Origin of the sequence: Kribbella shirazensis, from assembly GCF_011761605.1 — a bacterium.
In the GTDB taxonomy this organism is placed as follows: domain Bacteria; phylum Actinomycetota; class Actinomycetes; order Propionibacteriales; family Kribbellaceae; genus Kribbella; species Kribbella shirazensis.
On the sequence record NZ_JAASRO010000001.1, the window covers coordinates 91,656 to 118,487 of the forward strand.

Annotated in this window: 24 protein-coding genes and 1 pseudogene; 13 read left to right on the forward strand and 12 right to left on the reverse strand. The window is 68.7% G+C overall.

Going from position 1 to position 26,832, the window contains the following annotated elements:
* The first annotated feature begins 4 nt into the window (after positions 1-4).
* Positions 5-739, forward strand: coding sequence for an endonuclease/exonuclease/phosphatase family protein (locus BJY22_RS00400; protein ID WP_167203194.1), 735 nt, complete (start codon positions 5-7; stop codon positions 737-739).
* Here the strand turns inward: BJY22_RS00400 and BJY22_RS00405 are convergent.
* Together BJY22_RS00405 and BJY22_RS00410 are read right to left on the reverse strand one after the other, a co-directional pair.
* Positions 724-1,209: a GNAT family N-acetyltransferase gene (locus tag BJY22_RS00405; RefSeq protein WP_167203195.1), complete on the reverse strand. Its 486-nt coding sequence runs from the start codon at positions 1,207-1,209 to the stop codon at positions 724-726. The genes BJY22_RS00400 and BJY22_RS00405 overlap by 16 nt on opposite strands.
* Positions 1,199-2,578: an MFS transporter gene (locus BJY22_RS00410; RefSeq protein ID WP_167203196.1), complete on the reverse strand. Its 1,380-nt coding sequence runs from the start codon at positions 2,576-2,578 to the stop codon at positions 1,199-1,201. The genes BJY22_RS00405 and BJY22_RS00410 overlap by 11 nt, the downstream gene beginning before the upstream one ends.
* Positions 2,579-2,690: 112 nt before the next feature.
* On the opposite strand from BJY22_RS00410, the gene BJY22_RS00415 reads away from it, so the two are divergent.
* Positions 2,691-3,281, forward strand: a complete 591-nt coding sequence (locus tag BJY22_RS00415) for a TetR/AcrR family transcriptional regulator (protein ID WP_167203197.1) — start codon at positions 2,691-2,693, stop codon at positions 3,279-3,281.
* Between the two features lies 1 nt (position 3,282).
* On the opposite strand, the gene BJY22_RS00420 is transcribed toward BJY22_RS00415, so the two are convergent.
* Positions 3,283-3,645: a cupin domain-containing protein gene (locus tag BJY22_RS00420; protein WP_167203198.1), complete on the reverse strand. Its 363-nt coding sequence runs from the start codon at positions 3,643-3,645 to the stop codon at positions 3,283-3,285.
* 89 nt (positions 3,646-3,734) lie between these two features.
* On the opposite strand from BJY22_RS00420, the gene BJY22_RS00425 reads away from it, so the two are divergent.
* Positions 3,735-4,193 carry a T6SS immunity protein Tdi1 domain-containing protein gene (locus BJY22_RS00425; protein WP_167203199.1) on the forward strand — a complete coding sequence of 153 codons (459 nt, stop codon included), beginning with the start codon at positions 3,735-3,737 and terminating at the stop codon, positions 4,191-4,193.
* A 22-nt stretch (positions 4,194-4,215) separates the two neighbouring features.
* On the forward strand, positions 4,216-4,740 hold the full coding sequence (locus BJY22_RS00430; RefSeq protein ID WP_167203200.1) for a gamma carbonic anhydrase family protein: 525 nt from the start codon (positions 4,216-4,218) through the stop codon (positions 4,738-4,740).
* A gap of 532 nt (positions 4,741-5,272) precedes the next feature.
* Here the strand turns inward: BJY22_RS00430 and BJY22_RS00435 are convergent.
* Both BJY22_RS00435 and BJY22_RS00440 read right to left on the reverse strand, forming a co-directional pair.
* Positions 5,273-5,938, reverse strand: a complete 666-nt coding sequence (locus BJY22_RS00435; RefSeq protein ID WP_167203201.1) for a response regulator — start codon at positions 5,936-5,938, stop codon at positions 5,273-5,275.
* The gene (locus BJY22_RS00440; protein ID WP_167203202.1) at positions 5,935-7,572 is read right to left on the reverse strand and encodes a sensor histidine kinase; all 1,638 of its coding nucleotides are present in this window, start codon (positions 7,570-7,572) and stop codon (positions 5,935-5,937) included. Before BJY22_RS00440 ends, BJY22_RS00435 begins: the two co-directional genes overlap by 4 nt.
* 189 nt (positions 7,573-7,761) lie before the next feature.
* On the opposite strand from BJY22_RS00440, the gene BJY22_RS00445 reads away from it, so the two are divergent.
* From BJY22_RS00445 to BJY22_RS00465, 5 genes are read left to right on the forward strand one after another with little or no spacing between them, the layout of a single operon-like run.
* On the forward strand, positions 7,762-8,763 hold the full coding sequence (locus BJY22_RS00445) for a Bug family tripartite tricarboxylate transporter substrate binding protein (protein ID WP_167203203.1): 1,002 nt from the start codon (positions 7,762-7,764) through the stop codon (positions 8,761-8,763).
* Positions 8,760-9,260, forward strand: a complete 501-nt coding sequence (locus tag BJY22_RS00450) for a tripartite tricarboxylate transporter TctB family protein (protein WP_167203204.1) — start codon at positions 8,760-8,762, stop codon at positions 9,258-9,260. Before BJY22_RS00445 ends, BJY22_RS00450 begins: the two co-directional genes overlap by 4 nt.
* Positions 9,260-10,774 (forward strand): tripartite tricarboxylate transporter permease, encoded by a 1,515-nt coding sequence (locus tag BJY22_RS00455; protein WP_167203205.1) that lies wholly within the window; start codon positions 9,260-9,262, stop codon positions 10,772-10,774. Before BJY22_RS00450 ends, BJY22_RS00455 begins: the two co-directional genes overlap by 1 nt.
* 4 nt (positions 10,775-10,778) lie before the next feature.
* On the forward strand, positions 10,779-11,216 hold the full coding sequence (locus tag BJY22_RS00460; RefSeq protein WP_202890936.1) for an EVE domain-containing protein: 438 nt from the start codon (positions 10,779-10,781) through the stop codon (positions 11,214-11,216).
* Positions 11,217-11,267: 51 nt separating this feature from the next.
* Entirely contained in the window at positions 11,268-12,569 is a 1,302-nt protein-coding gene (locus BJY22_RS00465; RefSeq protein ID WP_167217701.1) for an MFS transporter, read from the forward strand.
* Here the strand turns inward: BJY22_RS00465 and BJY22_RS00470 are convergent.
* The gene (locus BJY22_RS00470) at positions 12,566-13,009 is read right to left on the reverse strand and encodes a hypothetical protein (protein ID WP_167203206.1); all 444 of its coding nucleotides are present in this window, start codon (positions 13,007-13,009) and stop codon (positions 12,566-12,568) included. The genes BJY22_RS00465 and BJY22_RS00470 overlap by 4 nt on opposite strands.
* Positions 13,010-13,037: 28 nt before the next feature.
* Between BJY22_RS00470 and BJY22_RS00475 the strand changes: the two genes are divergently transcribed.
* Positions 13,038-14,354: a winged helix-turn-helix domain-containing protein gene (locus tag BJY22_RS00475; protein ID WP_167203207.1), complete on the forward strand. Its 1,317-nt coding sequence runs from the start codon at positions 13,038-13,040 to the stop codon at positions 14,352-14,354.
* On the opposite strand, the gene BJY22_RS00480 is transcribed toward BJY22_RS00475, so the two are convergent.
* The 4 genes from BJY22_RS00480 to BJY22_RS00495 are packed head-to-tail and all read right to left on the reverse strand — an operon-like array spanning position 14,334 to position 18,772.
* Positions 14,334-15,545, reverse strand: coding sequence for an adenylate/guanylate cyclase domain-containing protein (locus tag BJY22_RS00480; protein ID WP_167203208.1), 1,212 nt, complete (start codon positions 15,543-15,545; stop codon positions 14,334-14,336). The two genes, BJY22_RS00475 and BJY22_RS00480, sit on opposite strands and share 21 nt — an antisense overlap.
* A gap of 56 nt (positions 15,546-15,601) precedes the next feature.
* Positions 15,602-16,846 carry an MFS transporter gene (locus BJY22_RS00485; protein ID WP_167203209.1) on the reverse strand — a complete coding sequence of 415 codons (1,245 nt, stop codon included), beginning with the start codon at positions 16,844-16,846 and terminating at the stop codon, positions 15,602-15,604.
* Positions 16,843-18,207 carry a GH1 family beta-glucosidase gene (locus BJY22_RS00490; RefSeq protein WP_167203210.1) on the reverse strand — a complete coding sequence of 455 codons (1,365 nt, stop codon included), beginning with the start codon at positions 18,205-18,207 and terminating at the stop codon, positions 16,843-16,845. Before BJY22_RS00490 ends, BJY22_RS00485 begins: the two co-directional genes overlap by 4 nt.
* Entirely contained in the window at positions 18,197-18,772 is a 576-nt protein-coding gene (locus BJY22_RS00495; protein WP_167203211.1) for a YbjQ family protein, read from the reverse strand. The genes BJY22_RS00490 and BJY22_RS00495 overlap by 11 nt, the downstream gene beginning before the upstream one ends.
* Before the next feature lie 99 nt (positions 18,773-18,871).
* Between BJY22_RS00495 and BJY22_RS41340 the strand changes: the two are divergent.
* Together BJY22_RS41340 and BJY22_RS41345 are read left to right on the forward strand one after the other, a co-directional pair.
* Positions 18,872-19,639, forward strand: a pseudogene (locus BJY22_RS41340) (RNA-guided endonuclease InsQ/TnpB family protein); the annotation flags it as partial.
* Between the two features lie 86 nt (positions 19,640-19,725).
* Positions 19,726-20,067 (forward strand): transposase, encoded by a 342-nt coding sequence (locus BJY22_RS41345; protein WP_337757907.1) that lies wholly within the window; start codon positions 19,726-19,728, stop codon positions 20,065-20,067.
* Positions 20,068-20,100: 33 nt separating this feature from the next.
* Here BJY22_RS41345 and BJY22_RS00505 read toward each other — a convergent pair whose 3' ends face one another.
* Positions 20,101-23,265, reverse strand: coding sequence for a penicillin acylase family protein (locus BJY22_RS00505; RefSeq protein ID WP_167203212.1), 3,165 nt, complete (start codon positions 23,263-23,265; stop codon positions 20,101-20,103).
* A gap of 90 nt (positions 23,266-23,355) precedes the next feature.
* On the opposite strand from BJY22_RS00505, the gene BJY22_RS00510 reads away from it, so the two are divergent.
* On the forward strand, positions 23,356-24,468 hold the full coding sequence (locus tag BJY22_RS00510; RefSeq protein WP_337757908.1) for an aminotransferase class V-fold PLP-dependent enzyme: 1,113 nt from the start codon (positions 23,356-23,358) through the stop codon (positions 24,466-24,468).
* Between the two features lie 49 nt (positions 24,469-24,517).
* On the opposite strand, the gene BJY22_RS00515 is transcribed toward BJY22_RS00510, so the two are convergent.
* A complete protein-coding gene (locus tag BJY22_RS00515) occupies positions 24,518-26,506 on the reverse strand; it encodes a DEAD/DEAH box helicase (RefSeq protein WP_167203213.1) in 1,989 nt (662 codons plus the stop codon).
* Between the last annotated feature and the right edge of the window lie 326 nt (positions 26,507-26,832).

Genomic DNA, 26,832 nt, shown 5'->3' on the forward strand with positions numbered 1-26,832 from the left:
TGGCGTGGAGGCGACCGCGCTGAAGACGTTGACGTTCAACATCCACCACGGTGTGGGGATCGACGGGCGGCTCGACCTGGAGCGGGTCGCCCGGACGATCGAAGCGTCCGAGGCGGACGTGGTCGGTCTGCAGGAGGTGGACAGGTACTTCGACGCGCGCAGCGACTGGGCCGATCAGCCCGGCTGGCTCGCGGCACGGCTGGAGATGAACCACGTCTTCGCCGCGAACCTGGACTGGGATCCGCCGGAGCCCGGCAAGCCGCGGCGGCAGTACGGGACGCTGGTGTTGTCGAGGTACCCGATCGTCGACTCCCGGAACACGTTGCTGCCGTTGCGCCCCGGCAGTGAGCAGCGCGGTCTGCTGGAGACGGTGGTCGACATCGGTGGTACGCCGCTGCGGTTCGCCGACACGCACCTCTCGACGATCGACGACGGCGAGCGCGTCGAGCAGGTCAACGCGATCGTCGCGCTGCTGAAGGACGCGCCCGAGGCGACACTGCTCGTCGGCGACCTGAACGCGACACCGACGTCGACCGAGATCAGGACGCTGACCACGCACTGGACCGACACCTGGCCGGAGAAAGGGTTCGGGTTCGGATTCACCAGCCCGGTGCCGATCGCGATCACGCGGATCGACTACCAGCTGCATTCCGCGCAGCTGGTAGCGACCGCGGCCTCGGTCCCGCTGAGTTTGGCGTCCGACCACTTGCCGGTGGCCGCGACCTACTCGCTCGGCTGACGGCTCTCGTTCAGCTGACGCTCGTAGGCCTCCGGCGACCAGCCGGCCGCCGTTTTGGTGACCAGCCTGGCGCCGAGGCGTTCGTAGAAGCGGTAGCCGGCCGTGTTGTCGATGCGCAGGCCCCAGCCGATCGGGAGCCGCTCCGGAAGTGCGTGCCGGGCGAGGCCCAGCATCAGCTCCCGTCCCACACCCCGATCGCGGAACTGCTCGCGGACATAGAGATCGTCCAGGGCGAGCTGGTCACCACCGACCCACAGGTACGGGCGGCGCAGCGCGGAGACGTACCCCGCCACGGCACCGTCGACCTCGGCGATCAGCACGATCACGTCCTCGCGGCCAAGGAACCCTTGCCAGTCCGCGAGGCTCGCTTTCACGTCCGCGCGCTCGTCCTGATACTCGGCAAGCTCCCCCATCATGGTCAGAACCGTCTCCGCATCCGCGACCACCGCGCGGCGGATCTCAATGGACATGGGCCTCTCCCCTCGAAGGTTTGAACGCAGGTACGACGACCAGCGCCAGAGCGGCCGCCACCGCCGCAGTCACCGCCGCGAACGTGAAGCCCCGGGTGAACCCGGTCGTCACGGTCCCCGCCAGGCTCGCGGCCGCCACACTCGACACCACGGCGACCCCGAGCGAGGCGCCGAACTCGTGGAACGTGCTCAGGATCCCGGACGCCAACCCGGCTTCGCGGTAGTCGATCTGCGCGAACGTCGTGGTGGACGACGCCACGAACGCGGCCCCGAGCCCGATCGTCGCGACAGTCATCCCGATCACGATCACAGCAGCACCCTCCCAGATCGCGGGGACAGTCACGCCGGCCGCGGTGATCAGGAAGCCGGTGATCGCGATCGGTCGCGCGCCGGTCCTTCCGACGACGTGCCCCGCGATCTGTGCGCCGACGATCGCGGCGACGGCGACCGGCAGGAACAACAGTCCGGTGCGCAGAGCGCCGTACTGCTTGAAATGCTGCAGGTAGAACGAGCCCAGGAAGAACATCGAGATCATCAGCGCGGTCGCGACCAGGATCATGAAGGTGCCTGCGGCAACGGGTCGGCGGGTGAAGATCCGGAGGTTCATCAGCGGGGACCGGACGGTGCGCTGGACCCAGGCGAACACGCCGTACAGGACAAGGGCTCCGGCCAGTGTGCCGAGTGTCGCGGCCGAGAGCCATCCGCGGTCGCCCGCGTTGATCAGCGCGTAGATCGCCGTACCGGTGCCGGCCGTGACCAGGAGTGCGCCCGGTACGTCGAGGCGTCCCGCCTGCTCGCTCGGTGTGTCGGACGGGAGCATCCGCAGCAGGGCGACGAACACGACCAGGCCGATCGGCAGGTTGATGTAGAAGACCCATTGCCAGCCGGGGCCGGCGGTGAGCAGACCACCGAGCAGTACGCCGATGGCCGAACCGCCGCCGCCCATCGCGGACCAGATGCCGAGCGCCTTGTTGCGCTCCTCGGCGTCGAACGTCTTGGTGACCACGGCCAGCGCGGCCGGCGACAGCATCGCGGCGCCGATGCCCTGCCCGACGCGGCCGGCGAGCAGGACCTCGGAGCTTCCCGCCAGACCGGTGACGAGTGAGGCCAGGGTGAACACGAACAGGCCGGTCAGGACGACGCGGCGGGAGCCGAACAGGTCCGCGGCGCGACCGCCGAGCAGCATCAGGCCGCCGAACATCAGCGTGTAGGCGCTGACCACCCAGGTCAGGGTCTCGCGGCTGAGCTGGAGGTCGGTCTCGATGTTCGGCAGCGCGATCGCCACCACGGTGACGTCGAGGATCAGCATGAACTGCGCGACGGCGAGCAGCCCCAGCAGTCGCCACCGCCGGGGGTCGGGTTGAGTCATGATCTCGTCCTTAAGTTGAACAGGTATGTACGGGTTGATACGCAGATTAACTCGTACACTGGTGTTCGACAAGAGGAATTCGTACAGTAGTGTTCGAGATCAGGGAGGCCGAATGACAGCGGTGACCACCAGGCGGGCCGACGCGCAGCGGAACATCGCGGCGATCCTGACCGCGGCGGCCGAGTGCCTGGGCCGCAATCCGGCCGCGAGTACGTCGGAGATCGCGAAGGCGGCCGGGGTCGGGCGGGTGACGCTGTACGGTCACTTCCCGTCGCGGGCCGAGCTGGTCGACGCTGTGTTCGTGCAGGCGATAGCGACCGGCGAGGAGACGCTCGGGAAGGTCGATCTGAGCGGCGATCCGCGCGAGGCGCTGGGCCGGCTGATCGAGTCGAGCTGGCACTTGGTGGACCAGTACCGGGCGCTGCTGATCGCGGCGCAGGAGTCGCTACCGCCGGGACGCGTGCGTGAGTTGCACGCCGATCCGATGGCGCGCGTCGAGGGGCTGCTCGAGCGCGGCCGCAGTACGGGCGTCTTCCGCAGCGACCTGCCGGTGGAATGGCTGGTCAGTGTGATGCACAACGTGATGCACGGCGCCGCCAGCGACCTCCAGGCCGGCCGGATCACGTCCGACCAGGCGGCGCCCTACATCGTCACGACAGTGCTGGCCGCGTTCACCCCGCCGGGCGAACGCGTACCCGAGTGAACTACTCCAGCCAGGTCGTTTCGAACGTCGAGTTGGCGTGGATGTGGACCGCTTCGTAGCCTTCCGGCCCGGTGCGGAACTTGTGCGGGGTGTCGGCCGGGACCACCAGGATCTGACCGGCCCTGCCCACGATCTCCTCGCCGTCGACGGTGAATGTCGCCGATCCACGCCGGATGATGAACGTCTCGGCGTACGGATGCATGTGCAGCCGCGGCCCGACACCTTCCTTCGTCGTCGACTCCATGATCAGCGAGACACCGGCGCCACCCGGCAGCTCGGTGTAGTTCTCGGTCCACTCCTCGCCGTCGTCCCGCCCGTCGGCCCGGCTGATCACTGCCGCCCCTGATTTCGCGATCTCTGTCATTGCGCCCTCCTCGCTCGACCGGCCCACCGTAACGTCACAGTGGCTCCTTTTCACATCCCTTTCGCCCTGGTGCAGATTAAGCTCGGCCGATGGAGCTGACGCGGACGTTCTCGGACGAGCAGTACGCGCGCGCCCTCGAGTCGTGGACCTTCCTGGACCTGGACGGGAAGGTGCCGGTGTTCACCTCGCCGTTCGGGGACGTGTTCTTCCAGGCGGCGGACGGGTTCTGGTGGCTGGACGCGCTCGAGGGGACGCTGACGCGGCCGTGGGCGAGCGCGGACGAGTTGCGGGACGAGCTGAACACCGAGGACGGGCAGGACCAGTACCTGCTGGCCGGCCTGGTGTTCGGGGCCGCGAGCGAGGGCGTCGTACCTGAAGGGGATCAGGTGTACTCGTTCGCGCATCCGCCTCAGCTCGGCGGCGAACTCACCCTCGACAACGTCGAGGTCCTGGACTTCGTGGTGTCGCTGAACATCCTCGGCCAGATCCACACCCAGATCCGCGACCTGCCACCCGGTACGCCGATCAGCGGGATCACGCTCACATGAGGCGGGCCTCTAAGGTTGGCGCATGCCGCTGTACTCGTTCGAAGGTAAGCGCCCGACCGTGCACCCCGACGCGTGGATCGCACCGACCGCGACGCTCGTCGGCGACGTGGTCGTCGAGGCCGGGGTGTCGATCTGGTACGGCGCTGTGATCCGCGCCGACCTCGGCACGATCACGATCCGGGCCGGCGCGAACATCCAGGACAACACGGTCATCCACGTCGGCCACAACGGCTGCGAGATCGGCCCGAACGCGACGGTCGGCCACCAGTGCCTGGTCCACGACTGCACGATCGGCGAACAGGCGCTGGTCGGCAACGGCTCGATCGTGCTGGACGGCGCCGTCGTCGGCAAACGCTCCTTGATCGCCGCCGGCTCGACTGTCACCCCGGGCGCCGTGATCCCGCCGGAGTCGGTCGCGATGGGCAGTCCCGCAAAGAAGATCGTCCCACTGGACGGCACCGCCAAACTCTTCGTCGACCACAACGCCGCCGTCTACCACGCCCTAGCCGAACGCCACGCAGCCACAGTCGAACTGGTCGAGGACTAAGTGGTCTGCGCTGCACATCCGTCGGAGGTCGACAGTAGACCAACCTGCCCGGGACCCGGCATCAACCCAACCGCCCGGTCGATCGCCGAAAGCATGCCCTGGTCGGTGCCGGCGAACACGTGGCGACGGGCGGACCGGGGAGCCCTACCCACCTGAAACGACCAGCAGAACTCCCCACACGACCAAGCCGGACGTCAACCCGACGAAATTGCGGCGCAGACGATGAAGCACTCCCGGTCCACCCGACCTGACGGTCGGCTTGCCTGTTGAGGTGGGGGGTTGCCCCCTCAGATTTTCAGTGGGCAACCCTCCACTTGAGACGATGCCCACCGAACTGGAGGGTTCGCCCCGCGGTGGTGCCAGCCGAACGGCGCGAGGGCGGCGGTCGGGGCGCGGGTGGGGCGTGGTGGGGTGCGGGCCGTGGTGGGGGTGCGGGGCGACAGTACGTATACGGCCGGTAGGGCTGATGGTCACGCTCAGTCCGCCTGGCGATACCTCGTAGTGGGCGTATACGTACTGTCGAGTTGCAGGCTCAGGTTCGCCAGGTGTAGCGGCGTTCGGGGCGGCCGGTGGTGCCGTAGCGGAGGGTTACTTCGGCTTGGCCTTGGGTGGTGAAGAATTCGAGGTAGCGGCGGGCGCTGACGCGGGAGATGCCGACCTTTTCGGCGCATTCGGCGGCGGAGAGGTTGTCGGGGGTGGCGCGGAGGGCTGCAGTGACCAGGTCGGCGGTCTCCTGGCTGAGGCCTTTCGGGAGGCGGTTGACCAGCTGGCGGGTGGGGGCGAGGACGCGGTCGACGTCGGCCTGCGACGTCACCTGGTCGGGAACGCTGGCCCGGCGCCGGGCGTACTCCTGGAGCCGCGCCCGCAGGTCCTCGAAACCGAAGGGTTTCAGCAGGTAGTTCACGACGCCCTGCCGGACGGCGCCGCGGACCGCGTCGGCTTCGCGGGCGGCCGTGATGACGAGGATGTCGACGTCCGGCTGGACGGCGCGCAGGCGAGCGATCAGGTCGAGGCCGAACACGTCCGGGAGGTAGAGGTCCAGAAGCACCAGGTCAGGAGAGAGGTCGCGGAGTGCCGCCACGGCCTGGTCGCCGGAGTTCGCCGTACCGACGACCGCGAAGCCGTCCACGCGGTCGACGAACCCGCGATGGATCCGGGCGACCATGAAGTCGTCGTCGACAACCAGGACCTTGATCATCGGGCTCCTTCCGGGGTGCGCTGGGTGGACATCCGGGCGACGAACGCGGCGCCGCCCTCCGTGAGGTTCGTGACCGCCACCTCGCCGCCGCGGCGCCGGCAGATCAGGCGGGTCATCGCCAGGCCGATGCCGCGCTCCCCCTCGGCAGCGGCCTTGGTCGTGAAGCCGTGCGCGAACACCTCCTGGGCGAGCTCCGGCGCCACCCCCGGGCCGGAATCGCGGACCACGATCTCCACGCTCGTCGCGTCCTGGCGGAGCTCGACCTCGACCCACGCGGGCGACAGCGGCGTACCGGACTGTGCCGCGGCGTCGACGGCGTTGTCGACCAGGTTGCCGAGGACGGTCGCAATGTCGGCGGACAGCTCCGGATCGAGGCGCAGCAACGTCGTCCGCTCGGACACCCGGAGCTCGACGCGGCGCTCGGCCGCGAGCGAGGACTTCGCCATCAGCAGGGCGGCGACCGTGGTGTCGTGGACCCGCCGCGTCACAGTCAGGTCGAGTGACTCACGGTAGCGGTTGAGCGCACCGACATACGTGACCACCTCGTCGTACTCCCCGATCTGGATCAGTCCCGAGATCGTGTGCAACTGGTTGGCGAACTCGTGGGTCTGCGCCCGCAGCAACTCCGCCGACGAACGGAACGAGCCCAGCTCGCGCTCCAGCTGCGCCAGCTCGGTCCGGTCGCGCAGCGTGGTGACCGATCCGAGCGACCGCCCGTCCTTGGTCACACTCATCCGGTTCATCACGAGCACCCGCCCACGCCGTACGACGACCGCGTCGCGCGCATCGTCGTCACCGGCCAGCACCTCACGCAGCCGCCCTTCGATGCCCAGTTCACGCAGGCTCTTGCCGGTCGCGTCCTCGGGCAGGTCGAGCAGCCGCCGGCCGACGTCGTTCACCAGCGTCACGCGCAGATGGGGGTCAAGAGCAACGACTCCTTCGGCCAGTCCGTAGAGCATGGCCTCCCGGTGTTCGGCCAGGCCGGCGATCTCGCGGGGCTCGAGCCCGAGCGTCTGCCGCTTGATCCGCCGCGCCAGCAGCCAGGACCCGAGCAGCCCGAGGACGCAGGCGATCCCGAGATAGATCGCCAGGTACGACGACGCGCCGCGCAACCGTTGCGGGATCGAGGGGACGCGCTCACCGACCATCACCGTGCCGATGTGGTCACCGAGTGTGCCGTCGGGGTTGCCGTTCTCGTCCCTGCCCTCGCTCAGCACCGGAACCTGTGCGACCAGTTCCTTCCCGTCGTCACCATCGAGCTCACCGGACCATCCGCGCCCGGCGTCACCGAGCGTGAGCTCCGTCCCGATCAGCGTCACGTTGGTTGCCGCGATCACCCTTCCGCCGGCGTTCGCGACCGTGATCGAGCTGACGCCGGATTGCGCGATGCTCGCTTGCAGCGTGGGGGCGAGCGTCTCGGCAGGCGCCGGGTTCCGGATGTTGAACCGCAGTGCAGGGCTCGCCGACAGCTGCTCGGCCAGCAAGGTGACGCGGCGGCCCTCGACCCGGTTGAACGTGGCGGCCGACTGAGCGAGCGAGACCGCCGCGACGGCGACGAGCACGACCACGACGATCGCCAGCTGCAGCACGAGCAACTGCCCGGCCAGCGTCGGACGCCGTCCCAGCCTCGTCATGGTCCACCTCCTCGCTCGGATCAGGCTCTGCCGCATGATCACCGCTCCAGCGCCTGAGTGCCACACTTCAACCAGGTTCCGCCCGTGACCACAATGAACTCAACCACCGCTGCGGCCACAACGCAGACGCCCGTACCCCCGGAGGTCCACGATCGTCGCCACCTGATCCCTCTGGAAAGGACCAAGCCGATGAGGTCAAGGCTCCTGACGTCCACGGTGCTCCTCGCGCTGCTCAGCCTGACGGCCTGCGGTGCGACCGCCGACAAGTCGGACACGGCCGCCGCCGACAGCGGCAAGCCGGCCACCGGCCTGCGGCTGATGGTGCCGAACACCGCCGGCGGTGGGTACGACACCACGGCGCGGACCGCCGCGAAGGTGATGGACGACGCGAAGATCGCGACCGGTGTGCAGGTGTTCAACCTGCCCGGCGCCGGCGGCACGGTCGGCCTGCAGCGGATCGTGAACGAGAAGGGCAACGGCAAGCTCGCGATGCAGATGGGGCTCGGCGTGGTCGGCGCGACGTACACGTCGAAGTCGAAGGCGACGCTCACCCAGACCACCCCGATCGCCAAGATGATCGAGGAGGCCGGCGCGATCGTGGTGCCGAAGAACTCGCCGTACAAGACGATCCAGGATCTCGTCACGGCCTGGAAGGCGAACCCGAAGAGCCTGGCCGTCGGCGGCGGCTCGTCGCCGGGCGGCCCTGACCACCTGCTGCCGATGCAGCTCGCGCAAGCCGTCGGCATCAACCCGAAGGACGTCAACTTCGTCTCGTACGACGGTGGCGGCGAGCTGCTGCCCGCGCTGCTCGGCAGCAAGATCGCCTTCGGGGCCAGCGGATTCGGCGAGTTCCTCGACCAGGTGGAGAGCGGTCAGGTCCGCGTACTCGCGGTGACCAGCGAGAAGCCGATCGACGCGCTCAAGGACGTGCCGACGCTGAAGGACTCCGGAGTCGACCTGGTCTTCACCAACTGGCGGGGCATCGTCGCGCCGCCGGAGATCAGCGACGCCGACAAGTTGGTCTGGATCGACTCGCTGACCAAGATGCACGACTCGGAGCAGTGGAAGGCCGAGCTGAAGAAGCGTGGCTGGACGGACGCGTTCGTGACCGGTGACGAGTTCGGTAAGTTCCTGACCGAGCAGGACAAGGCGGTCGCGGACATCCTCACCAAACTTGGATTGGCGGCGTGACCAGCGCCGAAACCCGGCGGGACACGGCGCAGTACGGAGTGTGTGGGTTCCTGGCGGTGGTCGGCGTCCTGGTGATCATCGACGCCGCCCGGCTCCAGCACATTGCCAACAGCAACGATCCGATCGGCCCCAAGCCGATCCCGATCGTGCTCGGCGTACTGCTGCTGGTGGTCGCCGTGGTCTACACCGTCGACGTCGCCCGCGGCGGCACCGGTGAGGCCGAGGAAGGCGAGGACGTCGACGTCACGTCGCCCGTCGACTGGCGCACCGTGCTCCTGCTGATCGCGGCCTTCGTGGTGAACCTCGCGCTGATCGAGCCGCTGGGCTGGGTGATCAGCGGGACCCTGCTGTTCTGGGGTTCGGCGTTCGCGCTCGGCAGCCGGCACCATGTCCGCAACCTGTTCGTCGCCGTCGCGCTGGCGCTCATCACGTTCTACGCGTTCGCGATCGGGCTCGGCGTCAACCTGCCGGCCGGCGTACTGCAAGGGATTCTCTGATGGACAACCTGATGAACCTGATGAACGGGTTCGGCGACGTCCTCACGCCGCTCAACCTGCTGCTGGCGCTGCTGGGAGTCACCGTCGGCACGGCGGTCGGCGTACTCCCCGGGATCGGTCCCGCGATGACGGTCGCGCTGCTGCTGCCGATCACCTACGGTCTCGAGCCGGTGCAGGCGTTCATCATGTTCGCCGGCATCTTCTACGGCGGCATGTACGGCGGCTCGACCACCTCCATCCTGCTGAACACGCCAGGCGAGTCGTCATCGGTGGTGACGGCGATCGAGGGCAACAAGATGGCCCGGGCCGGGCGGGCCGCGCAGGCACTCGCGACGGCCGCGATCGGGTCGTTCGTGGCCGGGACGATCGGGACCCTGCTGCTGGTGCTGGTCGCGCCGCAGGTGGTGAAGTTCGCGATCAGCCTGGGTGCGCCGGACTACCTGGCGATCATGCTGCTCGCGTTCGCCGGTGCCACCGCAGTGCTGGGGTCGTCGCGGATCCGCGGTTTCGCGGCGCTGCTGCTCGGGCTGGTGATCGGGCTGGTCGGGATCGACAAGGTGACCGGACAGCAGCGGCTCACGCTCGGCATCCCGCAGCTTGCCGACGGCATCGATGTGGTTGTGGTTGCCGTGGGCATCTTCGCGGTCGGCGAGGCGCTCTGGGTCGCGGCCCATCTGCGGCGGAACCCGGGGACGGTGATCCCGGTCGGGCGGCCGTGGATGGGGAAGTCCGACTGGCGCCGTTCGTGGAAGCCGTGGCTGCGCGGGACGGCGTACGGGTTCCCGATCGGTGCACTGCCGGCCGGCGGTGCGGAGATCCCGACGTTCCTGTCGTACGCGACCGAGAAGAAGCTGTCGAAGCATCCGGAGGAGTTCGGGCACGGCGCGATCGAGGGCGTGGCCGGACCGGAGGCGGCGAACAACGCGTCGGCGGCCGGGACGCTCGTTCCGATGCTGGCGCTGGGGTTGCCAACGAATGCGACCGCGGCGGTGATGCTGGCGGCGTTCACGTCGTACGGGATCCAGCCGGGCCCGCTGCTGTTCCAGCGCGAGTCGAAACTGGTGTGGGCGCTGATCGCGAGCCTGTTCATCGGCAACCTGTTCCTGCTGCTGCTCAACCTGCCGCTCGCGCCGGCCTGGGCGAAACTGCTGCAGATCCCGCGCCCGTACCTGTACGCCGGGATCATCTTCTTCGCCTCGATGGGTGCGTACGCCGTGAACGCGCAGCCGCTCGACCTGCTGCTGCTCCTGCTGCTCGGTCTGCTCGGCTTCGGGATGCGCCGGTTCGGTCTGCCGGTGCTGCCGCTGATCATCGGCGTGATCCTCGGCCCGATCGCGGAGCGGCAGGCCCGGATGGCGCTGCAACTGTCCAACGGCGACGTCTCGGGGCTGATCGGCGGTCCGGTCGCCTACGTGATCTACGCCGTGATCGTGCTGATGATCGCCTGGCCGCTGCTCGACAAACTCCGCCGCCGAATCATGACGAAAGATGTCGTATATTCCGGCCCACAGTAGTCCCATGACACAGATGCAGCGCGCCTGGCTGGGTGTGGTTTCCGCGGATCACACCCGGCAGGCGATCGAGGGCGGATTCATCCAGCTCAACCACGGCAAGCGGTACGGCGTCGCGCGACTGCACCAGGGCGACGGGTTCGCGATCTACTCCCCGACCGAGCAGTACCGCGAGAAGCGTCCGCTCCGCGCGTTCACCGCGCTGGGCGTGATCGCCGACGCCACGCCGTACCAGGCAGAGCCGATGTCGATGGGGGCGCGGGGAGTCGTGCAGCCCTGGCGGCGGCGCGTGGAGTTCGCGCGCGTCGAGCGGGCGGCGCTCGCGCAGGTCGCGAGCGAGTTGGCGCTCACCCAGCAGCCGAACTGGGGCTACCAGCTCCACCGAGGGCTCGTCGCGCTGCCGGTCGAGGATTTCGAGACGCTCTGGTCCGTGATGGTCGACTGAATTCTCCCGGAGGTCATGTCAATTCCCCGGGGTCGCGTCCGACGTATGAGTATGAACACGACATTCCGGCGGTTGCTGATCAACACTCTGGTGGCGAACGTGACGACCACGTTCCTGAGCTTCGGGTTCGCCTTCTGGGTGTACCTGGTGACGCGCTCGGTGCTCGCCGCGTCGGTCGTCTCCGGCGTCTCGATGCTGATCGGGGCCGCGTCCGGAACGATCTTCGGCGCGATCGTGGACTCGCACCGCAAGAAGACGGCGATGGTGCTGTCCAGCTCGATCACCGGTGTCGCGTTCACCGGCGCCGGTCTGCTGTACGTCGTCGCGAGCCGGCAGCTCACCGACTGGCACAGCCCCTGGTTCTGGGCGTTCACGCTGATGGTCCTGGTCGGCAGCACCGCCGGGCAGCTGCGGAGCATCGCGCTCTCGACAGCCGTCACACTGCTCGTCCCGGCCGACCGCCGCGACAAGGCGAACGGTCTCGTCGGCACGGTCAACGGCGTCGCGCACCTGATCACCAGCGTCCTCAGCGGCCTGTCGGTCGGCTTCGTCGGCATGGGCGGCACGGTCGCGATCGCGGTCGTCTTCACCGGCGCCGTCCTCGTGCACCTGCTGCTCGCGATCCACCTCGACGAGCCGCGGCCGGAGCACCAGGAGCGCACGCGGATCGACGTACGAACGGCCTGGAACACGATGCGCGGCGTCCCCGGACTGCTTCCGCTCGTCCTGTTCAGCACGTTCAACAACCTGATCATGGGCGTCTTCATGGCGCTGATGGACCCGTACGGACTCAACCTGTTCTCGGTCCAGTCGTGGGGTGTCGTGCTCGGGATCGTCAGCATCGGGTTCATCGCCGGCGGTGCGCTCGTCGCCAAGTTCGGTCTCGGCCGCTCGCCGCTGCGGATCCTGCTGCTGGCGAACGTCGCGATCGCGATCATCGGCCTGGGTACTGCGGTCCGCGAATGGCAGTCGTTGCTGGTGCTGGGGATGCTCGGGTTCATGCTGGTGATCCCGATCGCCGAGGCGGCCGAGCAGACGATCCTGCAGCGGACGGTGCCGTTCGAGAAGCAGGGCCGGGTGTTCGGGTTCGCGCAGAGCATCGAGACCGCGTCGACCCCGGTCGCCGCGTTCGCGATCGGCCCGGCGGCGCAGTTCCTCCTGATCCCGTACATGGAGTCGGCGGCCGGTCGCACCACCTTCGGCTGGCTCCTCGGCGGCGGCCAGGCCCGCGGCATCGCCCTCGCGTTCGTCGCGGCGAGCCTGGTCATGCTGGTCGTCGTCCTGCTGGCCTTCCTCAGCGCCGCCTACCGCCGCCTGACCCTCAGCTACGAGGCAGAACTTGTGCCTGCTTAGTCGGTGAGCTCATGCAGGTCTCGCGCGAAGGCGTCGAGGTCCGGCGGCGAGAGGACCAACATCGTCTCCACCGTCCAGGGCCGGTGCCGGAAACCACCACCGTCCTGCAGTTTGATCCAGAGAATCAGGTGATCCGGCCGTCCTCCCGGCCGAGGCCCGCTGACGAGCTCGAGCCGCAGCCCGCTGGACAACCCCCAGACTGCGCCCGCGTTGTTCCAGTCACGCCAGGTCGCGACAGCCTGATCGAAGAACTGCACCAGGCCGGCGTAGTCGTCGTGGAGGTCGAGCCTGCTGGTTGCGGTGAGTTGCCGGATCCGAAGCTCGGCCTGCAGGTACCGGCGCTTCTGTCGCGGCAAGTGCTCCGGGGCCTTGTCCGACGGCCATCGAACGGCAGTCAGCCGGAGGTACTCGTGTGGCTTTCCGATCGTGATGGACTGCATGAGCCCAGTGTCCCGCTATGTTCGATGTATGGCTGCCGTTGGAGATGAGGTCTCGGGGGCTGAGGCGCGGCGGATTGCTTTGGGGGCGCAGGGGTTCGGGGAGCCGCGGGGGCGGGGCGACGTACGGCGGGCGATCGGGCAGGTCGGCGTACTGCAGCTGGACTCGGTGAACGTACTGTGCCGGTCGCATTATCTGCCGGTGTTCGCGCGGGTGGGCAACTACTCGCGCACCAGGCTGGACGAGCTGAGTTGGGGCCCGGATCGGGAGTTGTTCGAGTACTTCTGGGGACACAAGGCCGCGCTGCTCCCGCTCAGCACCTACCCGTTGATGCGGTGGCGGATGCGGGCGGCCGAGCGGCAGGTGTGGGACGAGGAGCTGAGCCCGGATGTGACCGCGCCGTGGTCGGTCGTCGCGGGCATGCGCCGCTTGACCGCCGAGCGGCCCGGGTACGTCGACCAGGTCCTGCAGCTCGTCACGGAACGAGGACCGCTGACCGCGGGCGAGGCGAGTCCGGACGGCGTACGGCGCAAACGCACCGACCCCGACCCGGATCCGACCACGGGCCGGATGTGGAACTGGCAGGACGCGAAGATCGCGATCGAGTACCTGTTCTGCACGGGGCAGGTGACGATCGCGGGACGCCGGAACTTCGAGCGGGTCTACGACCTGACGGTGCGGGTGCTGCCGGCCGACGTACTCGACGCTCCCGAGCCGACCGCCGACGAGGCCCGTCGTGAACTGATCCGGATCGCGGCCCGCGGCCTCGGCGTCGCGACCCTCAAGGAGCTCTGCGGCGGCAGCGGCCAAGCACACTTTCCGTTGCCCGCGGCAACAGGCCGGGAGGTGATCGGCGAACTGGTCGAGGCCGGCGATCTAGTGCCGGTGCGCGTCGAAGGCGTGAAGCAGCAGTCGTACCGCTGGCACGAGGCCACCGACCGCCCGATCGACGCGCAGGCGCTGCTCTCCCCGTTCGACCCGCTGATCTGGAACCGCGACCGCACCCAGCACCTGTTCGACTTCTTCTACCGGATCAGCATCTACACCCCCGCACCGCAACGCATCCACGGGTACTACGTCCTGCCGTTCCTCCTCGGCGACCAACTCGTGGCCCGAGTAGACCTGAAGTCCGACCGCCAGACGTCGACCCTCGTCGTCCCCACCCTCACCCCCGAACCCGGCGCCCCCGACTTCACCGAGCAGTTGGCGGCCGAACTCCACCTGATGGCGGACTGGCTGGACCTCGACCACGTCCGGATCACCGCCACGGGCCCCGTCGCCCGCACTTTGACCAAAGCCCTCGGCCCGGAAGCGACCCAAAACCGATCACGCCCGCGGGCCCAGTAGCAGCCAGGCAGGCGTCGGTCCCTTGCCCTTCAGGTGGATGATGCCGCGCTCTTCGAAGCGGTACCGATCACACAGGCGGTCGTAGACCCGTGAGGAGACCTGGATCGAGCCGGGCACACCGTGGCTCTCCAGCCGGCTCGCCGTGTTGACCGTGTCGCCCCACAGGTCGTAGCTGAACTTGCGCTGCCCGATGACGCCGGCCACGACCGGACCGGTGTCCATGCCGATCCGCAACCTCACGGTGTTGGGGCCGGTCAGCCTTCGGCATTCCTGCAACATGGCGAGCGCCATCTCGGCGACAGCCTCGCAATGGTCGTCTCTCGGCGTCGGAACGCCACCCGCCACCATGTAGGCGTCGCCGATGGTCTTGATCTTCTCCAGGCGGTAGTCGTCGGCGAGCCGATCGAAAGCGGTGAAGACCTCGTCGAGCAGCCTGACCACGTCCTCCGGCGGTAGCCCGACGGCAAGTGGCGTGAAGTCGACGATGTCCGCGAACAGCACGGTCGCCTCGGGGAAGCGGTCGGCGATGATGCCTTCATGCTGCTTGAGACGGGCCGCGACCGCGGCCGGCAGGACGTTCAGGAGCAGTCGTTCCGACCGCTGATGCTCCCGATCGCGCTCGCGAACGAAGTACTGCAACAGCAAGTAGGCGACCAGCGACGGCCCTGTCAGGTTCCCGACGAAGAAGGCGGTTTGCACGGCGTCCGGAATCGCAGCCGGTTCGAGAGCGGGCTCGATTGCGGCCGAGACGGCCAACAGGGCGAGATACCCGGCGAACCAGGCCACTGCCCCGCGCGCTCCCACGAACAAGACCGCGCCGAGCGCCGGCCAGAGGCCCCACAGCGACACTGCGCTCGAGGCCACGAACCCGCCGAGCGACCACTGCAGGGCGAACGGGAGCAGGAGCATCAGCGTCAGCTGAAACGTGCGGAACGGGACGTATCGCCGCGTGCGGGCGAACCAGAACAGCGAAGGGATCGTGACGACGAGGTAACCCAAGGGGATCGACATCGGGATCGGCAGACCGAGGGCGAGGTAGGTGACGACCCAGAGGGGCGTCAGGACACAGATGAGGGAGGTCGACAACACGAGCGTCGATCGTCGGATGCGTTCGTCCTCGGCATCGCCGTCGACGGCGCCGAGCGCTGCGAGGCGCTGGATCAGCGGCGATCGCTCCCGGTCGTTCCTCATGGTCCGGTCACGCCTCATCGTGACAGGAGCAAGCGGCCGCAGGCCAGGGGCGGCCCCTAGCTGACTGAACGGATCCGGTTGACGAGAACGCCGGCCAGGACCGTGACGAAGGACGCCGAGAGGTAGAGGACCGGGTAGCCGCCTAGGTGTTTGACGATCGGGGCGGCGATGACGGGGGCGAGGACCTGGGGCAGGGAGTTGGCGATGTTGATGACGCCGAGGTCCTTGGCGCGGTCCCTTGCGTTCGGGAGGACCTGGGTGAGCAGAGCGAAGTCGACGGACAGGTAGACGCCGAAGCCGGCGCCGAGCACGATCGCGCCGAGGATCGCCCCCGGCCAGGTCGGCCAGAAGGCGAGGATCACCCCGGCCGCGGCCATCACCCACCCGGACGCGGTGACGAACACCTTCCGCCGCGCCGACCGGTCCGACCATCGCCCGGAGCTGATCGCGGTGACCAGCACGCACACGCTGTAGATCGCGGTCAGGATCAGTACGCCGGTGTCCGGGTCGCGGATCCCCACCTCGTCCTGCAAGTAGTAGAAGAGGTACAACGTGCCGAGCGCATTGCCCACGTTGAAGAGGAAGCGGGTCAACCACGCCCACCCGAAGTCGGGGTACCGGCGCGGGCTGATCCAGAAGCCCTTCACGACATCGCGGAGCACGAACGGCGGCCGCTCGACCAGCGGAACATCACCGCTGCGCAGCAGGTACGGCACGACCGACAAGAGCAGGAACGCGGCGCAGGCGACGTACCCGAGGGTGATGCTGTCGAAGGCAGCGGCGAGCGCGGTACCGACCAACGCGCCCAGGACCTGCGAGATCGCGACCCAGCCGCCGACGACTCCGCGTTGCGTGACCGGGACACGGTCCGGTACGACGGCCGTGGCCGCCGCCAGCAATGCGTTGCCGAACAGTTGCATCAGGCACCAACCGACCAGCATCAACGCGATCAGGTGCGCACCCGCCAGGATCCCGAGACCGATGGCGCCGCCGACGGCACCCGCGACCACCCACGGGACCCGACGGCCGTAGCGCGACGCGGTCCGGTCGGAGATCGCACCGAACGCCGGATTCGCGACCACCGACACCGCCGCGCCGACGCCGGTCACCAGTCCGAAGACGAACTCCTTGTTGCCCGGAGCAACCGCCTGCGACTGCTTCGCCAGCAGCACCTGGATCGGCCCGAGCCAGGCGGCGAACACCCCGACGTTCGCCAGGACGACGGCCGCGGTCCAGCCGCCCCGTACCCGGACGGTCGGCTCCGCCAGCGCGGACGGCACCACCCCCGGGTCGGGAATCATCGCCGGCTCTGCGAGATCACATCACGGAACCAGTGGTACGACGCCTTGGGCGTCCGCTCCAGCGTCTCGAAATCCACATGCACCAGACCGAACCGCTGCGAGTATCCGGCCGCCCACTCGAAGTTGTCCAGCAACGACCACTGGAAGTACCCCCGGACATCGATGCCGTCGTCCATCGCGGCCTTCAACGACCGCAGGTAGCCGTCCAGGTAGTCGATCCGGCGCTGGTCCGATACCACCCCGTCGACCGGCTCGTCGTTGATCGCGCACCCGTTCTCGGTGATGTAGATCGGCGGCAGCTTCTCGCCGTACCGCTGCCGGAAGGTCCGCAGGATCTCGCCGAACGCGTCCGGCACGACCGGCCAGCCGAAGTCGGTGGTCGGGTAGCCGGTCAGCGTCCGCGGCTCGAAGGGCAGGCCCGGCGGCAGCAGGACGCCGTCGGTCGCGGCGGTGTCGGCCTGGCCGGTGGCGACCCCGACGGACACCGGCGCGTAGTGGTTGATGCCGAAGAAGTCGACCGGGGTCGAGATCACCTCGAGGTCGTCGGCGACCGGCCCGGGCATCCCGTCGCCCATCCCGGACGGGTACTCGCCGAGGATGATCGGATCGGCGAACAGCCAGTTGATCAGGTTGTCGTACAGCGCTGCGGCTTCCTTGTCCTCCGCGCTGTCGCTCGCCGGCCAGGTCGGCGCGTGGTTCGACGCGATGCCGATCTCCCGGGCGCCCGCGGCCCGCAGCGCCTGCACCGCGCGGCCGTGCGCGAGCAGCTGGTGATGCGCGACCGGAAGCGCGTCGAACAGCAGCTCCTTGCCGGGCGCGTGCGCACCGAGCGAGTAGCCCATCAGCGTCAGCACCATCGGCTCGTTGATCGTGATCCACATCGGCACCCGATCCGCGAACCGGGCGCCGAGGATCCCGGCGTACTCCGCGAACCGGTCGGTGATGTCGCGGGACAGCCAGCCGCCCGCGTCCTCGAGCGGCTGCGGGGTGTCCCAGTGGTACAGCGTCGGCGCCGGCTGGATCCCGGCGCCGAGCAGCGTGTCGATCAGCCGGTCGTAGAAGTCCAGGCCGGCCGCGTTCCCCGGTCCGCTCCCCGACGGCTGGATCCGCGGCCACGCGAACGAGAACCGGTAGGTGTCCACGCCCAGCTCACGCATCAGCGCGACGTCCTCGGCGTACCGGTGATAGTGGTCGCACGCGACAGCGCCAGTGTCGCCGTTGAGGATGCGGCCCGGTTCGGCGCAGAAGGTGTCCCAGGTGGAGGTGCCGCGGCCGCCCTCGGCCACGGCACCCTCGATCTGGTACGCCGACGTCGAGACCCCCCACCGGAATCCCTCCGGGAATGTCAAGTCAGCTGTCATTCGCATCGTCCTCGTCGGGTGTCTTGTCCTTGGGTCGCGGCGGCTCGACCTTCCGGACCACGACCGCCGTACCGTAGGCGGCCACCTCGCTCATCGTGTTCGCGATCTCGTTGCAGTCGAACCGCATCGCGAGGATCGCGTTCGCGCCCATCTGCTGTGCCATCTGGCACATCCGCATCACCGCGACGTGCCGCGACTCGGCCAGCATCTGGGTGTACTCCGGCACCTCGCCGCCGCCCAGCGACCGGAAGCTCGCGGTGAAGTTCGACCCGAAGTCGCGGCTCCGCACGGTCAGCCCGAACACCTCGCCGTACACCTTCTCCGCGGTGTATCCGGGCAGGTCGTTCATCGTCGAGACCAGCACCGGGTACGGCGAACCCTGCGGCGCGACATGTGGCGCGTTCGACGGGGCCGGTTGATAGTTGCCCTGCTGGCCGAATCCTTGCTGCGGCGGCGGGCCCTGCTGGTACCCGGGCGGCGGCCCCTGGTACCCGGGCGGCGGACCCTGCTGGTAGCCCGGCTGCTGCGGCGGATACGGCTGGTTCGGAGGAAAGTTCTGGCTCATTTGATGTCTTGCGAGGAAGTCCCGTCCTGAGAGCGGGACGACCCGCAACTCGCTCCCTTCAGGTGAAAACTGTCGGCGCCGTCTGATGGGGTACGTAACGTGTCCCGCTACCGCCTCGCACCGACCCTAACCCAGGCGTCTGGGTTGCTGGAGCAGTGCAGACACGCACGGTATGTGTGGAATCTGGGGCTGGAGCAACGGCTGATGTGGCGGCCCGCCCGCCCCGCAACGCCGGGATACGTGGCGCAGTGCGCGCAACTCACCGAAGCTCGCGCGGCGGAGCCGTGGCTGAAGGCTGGGTCGCAGACGGTGCAGCAGCAGGCGTTGCGGGATCTCGACCAGGCATGGCGCAACTTCTACGCAGGTACCCATGGGCGGCCGACGTGGCGCTGCGAAGGCGTGCATGAGGGGTTTCGGGTCGTTGGTATGCAGGCTCAGCGGGTGGAGAAGCTGAATCGCAAGTGGGGCCGGGTGCTGGTCCCGAAGGTCGGCTGGGTGAAGTTCCGGCTGTCCCGCAAGCTGCCGGAGGCGAAGTCGTACCGCGTCACACGGGACCGGGCAGGGCGCTGGCACATCGCGTTCGCGGTGATCGCCGAACCAATCCGGGCGCCCGGGAACGGTGTCGTGGTGGGTGTGGATCGTGGAGTGACTGTGTCTGCGGCCCTGTCGACGGGAGAGATGCTGTCCTGCCCTGGCCTGTCGAGAAGCGAGCAGCGGCGTGTCAAGCGTCTGCAACGCAAGCTCGCCAGAGCGAAGCGGGGCAGTAACCGGCGCGGGAAGATCCGGGCCGCAATCGCGCGGTTCAAGGCACGGGAGAGCGACCGGCGGAAGAACTGGGTCGAGCAGACGACCACCAACCTCGCTCGGCTGTTCGACGTGATCGGCGTCGAAGACCTGCGTATTCGCGGGATGACGAAGTCGGCGCGAGGCACCCGCGCAGCGCCGGGCGCAATGTGCGGCAGAAGGCCGTCCTCAACCGAGGAATCCTCGCCCAGGGTTGGGGCCTGCTCGTTCAGCGTCTGCATCACAAGGCGCCGGGCCGGGTCGAGAAGGTCAATCCTGCGTACACGTCGCAGACCTGCAGCGCCTGTGGGCACGTCGCAGCGGAGAACCGCGAGAGCCAAGCGGTGTTCCGGTGCGTCGCCTGTCGGCACGAGGCCAACGCCGACGTGAACGCCGCCATCAACATCGCAAACACTGTCGCGGCTGGACGGGCCGTGAACGCACGCCGAGAGACTGCCGTACTGGTCTCTGAGAAGCGTGAACCCCAACAAGCACCCCCATCGGTCGCATAGTTGGAATCCCCCGCCGTGAGGCGGGGGAGGACGTCAACATCTGAAGACCTGCAGCTCGTAGAGTGAATAGCCGTACGATGTCGCACGCTGCGTCCCGGTGACGCGCACATACCGGGCCGGAACGGCGCCGAACCGCACCACGTCCGTCCCGCCGTCTCCGGCCGTTGTCGCGTACACCCGCTGCCAGGTCGAGCCGTCCCGCGACACCTCCATGCGGTACCCCTTCGCGTACGCCGCCTCCCACCGCAGCACCACCCGGCTCACGTTCTGCTCGTTGCCGAGATCAACCTTCAGCCACTGCGGATCGGACCAGTCGCTCGCCCATCTGGTGTCCAGCTTCCCGTCGACGGCCAGCGCGGGCGGCGAGTTGTACCAGCCCTTCTCGTAGCTGCTCGCGGTCGCCGTCTTCCCGGCCGCCAGGTTGCTGACATCGTCACCGCGCTTCGCCGGGAACTCGATCACCTGCTGGTACGTCGGCCGGTTCACCCACGCGATCCGGTCCTGGGTGATGCCGCCCATCGGGTTGTGCGCGATCTGGTCGGCGCAGAACTGATCGCCCGCCGCGCAGTCCGCGGTCGCCGGGTAGGTCGTCGAGGCCGGCACCTTGGCGGCCGCGAGCAAGGTGTCGGTCAGGACCGACCTGCAGGCGGCGAGCGACCCGGCGCCGCAGTACGTCACGGGTTGCGGTGCTTGGACCGGGTCACCGAGGACCTTCCTCAGGTCGCGCTGGACGAAGCCCCACCAGCCGCTCTGGAAGGCGGATCCCTGTGCGCCCGGCCGCTCGTCGATCTTCAGGTTGGCGACGAGCGCGCCGTAGAGATCCGGTCCGAGGTCCTTGAACTGTGCGGGGACGAGCAGGGGCCACCAGGCGTCGAGGATGCGGATTGCGTCGGCGTTGTCGTAGGTGCGGGATGCTGCGTTGGGGGTTCTGCGGTGCGCGCCGGACTGTTGCCAGGCGGTCAGCTTGGTCACCGCGTCGGCGACGGCCGGGTCGGTGATCGGCGCGCTCTTCAGGACGCGGAGCAGGTACGGCAGGACCTTGTCGCCGCGGAGGTCGACCGTGGCGGCGTCCTCCATCGCCTCGACCAGCTTGCCGCGGGTGAACTTCTGCCCGCTGTCGATGACCGCCTCGATCCGGTCGTCGAGCGGCTGGCTGCGGTAGACCGCGTTGTAGCCCCACTGGCCGTCCGATGCGGAGTACTCAGGGGCCGGCTTGTTGTTCCAGCTGGTCAGATAGTCCTGATTCACGACCTGCGGGTGCTGGGCCGGCGGGGTGTACGTGGCGCGGTTGGTGTCCGGGTTCCAGCCCTGCCACTCGTACGTGCTCCACGTCGGCAGGTTCGGATCCGCACCGGAGGCGCGCACCGGGTTGTCGCCGGAGTTGTAGTACGCGATCGAGTCCTTGTCGGTGTAGAACCAGTTGAAGGTGTAGCCGATGTTCGCCGCCGCCTTCTGGAAGTCGGCGGCCGACCGGATCTTGCCGGGATCGTTGAACTGCATGAACCCGAGCGCGGAACCCGCCTCGTTGCCGTACGTCGACCGGTTCTTGGTGAACAGCACCGGCTTGCCGCCGACCGTTCCGCGATGCGTGACGATGCCGTACTCGGTGCGCAGGGCAACCAACGTGTACGACCCGGCCGGCTCCGACGAGCCGAGGCTGGCGTACCACTCGTTGTGCCGCTCGAGCCGCTCGATCGGCACACAGCGGCCGCGGAAAACGTAGTACTGCGAGTTCTTCGTCGGCGTTCCGCCGTTCGGCTCGCAGAGCGGAACGGCGAACGTGTCGGTGATGTCCTGTCCGGCGGACGTCGCGCTCCACGAGTAATCGGGGCCGCGGCCGATCAGCGTGTAGAAGTTCAGGCCGGCGAAGGCGATGCCGCGGGTGCTGACACCCGGGCCCTGCAGTTCCTGGCGGAGCAGAAGCTGCGGCGCGAAGTACCCGGTCTGCGGGCCGTAGACGGCAACCGGGTTCCCGGACTGCGTGTGCGCGCCGGAAACGAGCAGCGCATTCGACATTCCTTTCTTTCCGAATCCCTCCGGAAACAGTCCGCCGTCGAAGATTCCGCGCAGTTCCTCCGCGCCCTTCGGCGCCGGCTTGGCGGTGGCCGTCCGGTGCACGGTCTGATCGATCACCTCGGGTTCCGGGGTGACCGAGCCGCGATCGGGCAGCGCACGGCCGGCCGGGTTCGGCCCGGTGGTTCCGTACGGGAACGTCGCGCCGTTGTGCACCGTGGTGTTGGCCTCCGGGTCGTTCTGCGAGCGGAACGACTCCCACACCTTGGTGCCCTCGGCAACGCCGTACTTCGCCTGCGCCTCGAGAAGCGCCAGCGCGGACGTGACCTCCGAACCGCCGCCGGTGCCGAATATGCCCGCCACCACGGCCGCGGTCGCGACGACGTCCGTCACCTTCCAGTGCGGCGTCGGCCAGTCCAGGCCGAGCGCGACGTACTCACCGGGGTACGCGATGCCGACCGTGTCGATGTAGTGGTTCACGCCGTCGACCCAGGCCTGGATGTCCTGCTGCATCTTCACGCCGTCCGCGCCGTACAACTCGTCCGCGTCGTCGAACTGCCGCTGCAGATCCGCCTCGGTGTACGGCGCGGTCCGCCAGAACTCCTGCTCGAACGCGCGGTTCGCCGGCGCACCGCCCGCGAACGGGGTCAGCTGTCCGCGGCCGAGGTGCCGGAACACGTCCATCACGAACAGGCGGTCCTGCGCACCGGCGTACCCGGCGCCGAACATCGTGCCCAGCCGGGTCGTGCCCGTGATGTGCGGGATCCCGCGCGACTTGTCGCGGACGATCGTCACGTCGCTGCGCGGCTGGATGGTGCTTGCCACGTCTCCCGGTTTCACCCCGAACGAGGCGTCGTCGAAGTACGGCGCGAGACCGTCGTCCGTCATGCCCTGGGTGTTCCAGACGAGGTCCTGGTACGGCTTCACCGTGTCGCTGAAGTGCGCCGGACGGACGCCCAATGCCTTGAAAGCAAGGAGATCCGTGAAGGTCGCGTTGCCGTTCTGGCCCGGCGGCAGGATGTCGCGACATTGCTCGAGGCAATAGTCCGTGGGGGTCGCGGCAACGGCCTGCGGCGCGGCCTGCGTCGGCGCGGGCACGGCCGCGAGAACGGCGGCGACGGCGGCCGTCGTGGCGACGGTGGCGATCGTGGTGCGAAGGCGGGTTCGGAGTGCGGGGCGGGGCACGGTTCCCTCCTCAGGTCGGTAAAAGTGAGAATGACTCACCAGTAGGAACAGGTCAAGAACTCACGCGCAGACTCTCGCCAACTGCGGTGCGTGACCACTACGCTCGGCAACACCATGGGCATTCATGATCGTTACCGGTTGAGTGTGGTGATCAACGCCAAGGGCACGTACACCCCGCTCGGGGTGTCCCGGAGTTCCGACGGGGTGGCGGCAGCCGTCGCGCAGGCCCTGCCTGAGTTCTTCGTGATGGACGAGCTGGGCGATCGCGCCAGCGAGGCCATCGCGCAGATGACCGGCGCCCCGGCCGGCGCGGTCGTGCACTGCACCGCGGCCGGCGTCACGCTCGCGGTCGCGGCCACGATGACGGGCGGCGATCCCCGGCGTACGGCGGCGTTGCCGGACACCACCGACATGCACAACCGCGTCGTGCTGCCGGCGTGCCACGTGGTCGACTACGGCCACTCCAACCTGCAGGGCATCCGGCTCGCCGGCGCGCAGGTCGACCTGGCCGGCGACGAGGACAGCTGCACCATCGCCGACCTCGAGGCAGAGCTCGACGGGCCGGACGTCGCGTGCCTGATGCTGGTGTCGTCACGGCTGACGCGGGGCGAGCCGATCGATCTCTCGGCGGCGATCCGGGCCGCGCACCGTCGCGGCGTACCGGCGATCATCGACGGCGCGGCGCAGTTCCCGCGGATCGCGGACCTGCTGGCGACTGGCGCGGATCTGGTGCTGGTCAGCGGGCAGAAGTACCTTGGCTCGCCGACCGCCGGAATCGCGGCCGGTACGTGGTCGCTGGTGCAGGCGTTGCGCGCCCAGGAGAAGGGCATCGGGCGGGTGATGAAGCCGACGAAGGAAGCAATCGTCGGCGTACTCGCGGCACTCGAGGAGTGGCAGGCGTTCGACCGGGTGAAGTGGGAGGCTGACGAGCAGGCCAAGGTCGACGCGTTCGTCGGCGCGGTGTCGCGGATCCCCGACGTCACGGTCGAGGCGGTCCCGGACCCGACCGGTCTTCCGGTGTCCCGGGTGCTGCTGAAGGTTGCCGACGCCAAACGGGTCGCCACCGAGCTCGAGGCCGGCAGCCCGCCCATCTACGTGATGACCGACCGAATGGCCGAAGGCGAGCTGATGCTGGAGCTCGTGCCGTTGGACGCGGAAGAGATCGCGACAGTCGTCGCCCGGTTGTGGGCCGTTCTGACCTGAAACAGAACAGCGGGCCGAGAACCTGTCTCGGCCCGCCGTTCGTCGGGTGTCAGTGCTGGTAGGACTTGCCGTCGGTGCGGCGAGGTCCGTTGCCGGTACGGCGCGGACCGCTGCCGCCACGGTTGTCGTGGCCGCGACCCGGACGGTTGTTACCGAACCGCTTGCCGCCCCGGCCGCCGCCGCCCTTGCCGAAGCGCTGCGGCTTCGGGGCAGGAAGCTTGACCGGGAAGCCGGACGGCTTGCTGCCGCCGGTCAGCTCGGTGACCAGCTCGTCGCCCGGACGGGCGCGAACCGGCTCGGCCTTCACACCGGCGGTCTCGGCCATCCGCATCATGCCGCGCCGCTGGTGCGGGAGGACGAGCGTGACGACGGCACCCTTGCCCCCGGCACGCGCCGTACGGCCCGCGCGGTGCAGGTAGTCCTTGTGCTCGGCCGGCGGGTCAGCCTGGACGACCAGGCCGACGTCGTCGACGTGGATACCGCGGGCCGCGACATCCGTTGCCACCAGCACCGGCACCGAACCGTCCTTGAACTGGTCGAGGGTCCGGTTCCGCATGCCCTGGGTGAGGCCGCCGTGCAGCGCCGCCGCCATCACGCCACGGTCGCGCAGCTGCGTCGCGATCCGGTCGGCGCCCAGCTTGGTACGGACGAACACGATGGTCCGGCCGTCGCGGCTGGCGAGCTCGGCGGTCAGGGACTGCTTGTGGGCGGGCTCGATGACCAGCAGGTGGTGCTCCATCGTGCTGACCGACGCCTGGCCGGACTCGGTCGAGTGCTGCACCGGATCCTTCAGGTAGGTCTTCACGATCTTGTCGACGTCGTTGTCCAGCGTCGCTGAGAACAGCAGGCGCTGACCCTCCGGCGGCGTCATGTCGAGCAACGTGGTGACGGCCGGCATGAAGCCCATGTCGCACATGTGGTCGGCCTCGTCGAGGACCGCGATCTCCACGGCGCCGAGGTCGGCCGCGCCCTGCTCGCACAGGTCGATCAACCGGCCCGGGGTGGCGATCAGCAGGTCGACACCGCGCCGGAGCGCGTCGATCTGCTTCGGGTACGGCAGGCCGCCGGCGATCAGCTTGAGCGACACGTTCATCACGTGCGCGAGCGGCTCGAGGGCGTCGTGCACCTGCATCGCGAGCTCACGCGTCGGAACCAGGATCATGCCGCGCGGGCGGCGCGACTCGGTCCGGCCGCCGGCCAGCCGCATCAGCGTCGGGAGCCCGAAGCCGAGGGTCTTGCCGGAACCGGTCTGACCGCGGCCGAGCACGTCCTTGCCGGCCAGCGCGTCCGGGATGGTCGCGGCCTGGATCGGGAACGGCGAGGTGATCCCGTCCCGGGCCAGCCGCTGCACGAGCCGCGGTGACAGTCCGAGCGCGGCGAACTGGTTGTCCTCGGCAACAGTACCGAGATCCACCGCCTGCTCCACCTGCGCGTCGCGGCGGTCGTTCGAGTACACCCGCTCGTCCTTCCGATAGCTCTTCTCACTCCGCTCGAACCGCGGCCGCTCGTCCCGGTTGAACTGCGGCCGGTCGTCGCGGTTGAAACGCGGCCGGTCACCCTGCGAACGGTCGTCCCGCCGGTACGGCGCACGCTCGTCCCGGTTGAACTGCGGCCGCTCGTCACGGTTGTACTGCGGACGGTCGTTGCGGTTGCCGTACTGCGGACGGTCGTCGCGGTTGAAACGCGGCCGGTCACCCTGCGAACGGTCGTCCCGGTTGAACTGCGGACGGTCGTCACGGTTGTACTGCGGCCGGTCGTCGCGGTTGTAACGGGACCGGTCGTCGCGGTTGTACTGCGGCCGCTCGGTCCGCTCGGTGCGCGGACGCTCGTCGGAGCGCTGGCCACGGTCCGCGCGGGGCTGCTCGGAGCGGTAGCCCTTGACCGGCTTGCGGTCCTCGGAGCGGGCGGTGTTCCGGGCGTCGTACGTCTGGTCCGCGGCCAGGCGTTCGCCGTAGGACTGGTTCTGGTGCTTCTTGTGTCGAGGCTTCTTGGCCCGCCCGTCGGCAGACTCAGGGTCGAACTGGTGGTGCTGGGTCACGCAAACTCTCTCTCGGATTCACGGACGATAGGCGCCGGATCGCAGCCGCACGTGAGCGCCGGTCACGAACATGACCGGACGGTTACGTACTCAGCAGGAGACGGGCATCGACCTGCGGGCGCTATCGCGTTGCACCCATGTCGCCGGGACCTTCAGCCGGATGCTGAAACCGACGGGTCGGAGCGCCTGGGACTAACTCTGGTGACGCGACGCGCGCACCGACACCAGAAAAGTATAACCGATCGTGACGACCACCCGGACCACCCGGCCGAAGACCATACCACTCACCCGACTGGTGCTCCCGGCACCCGTCCCGCACAGTTCAA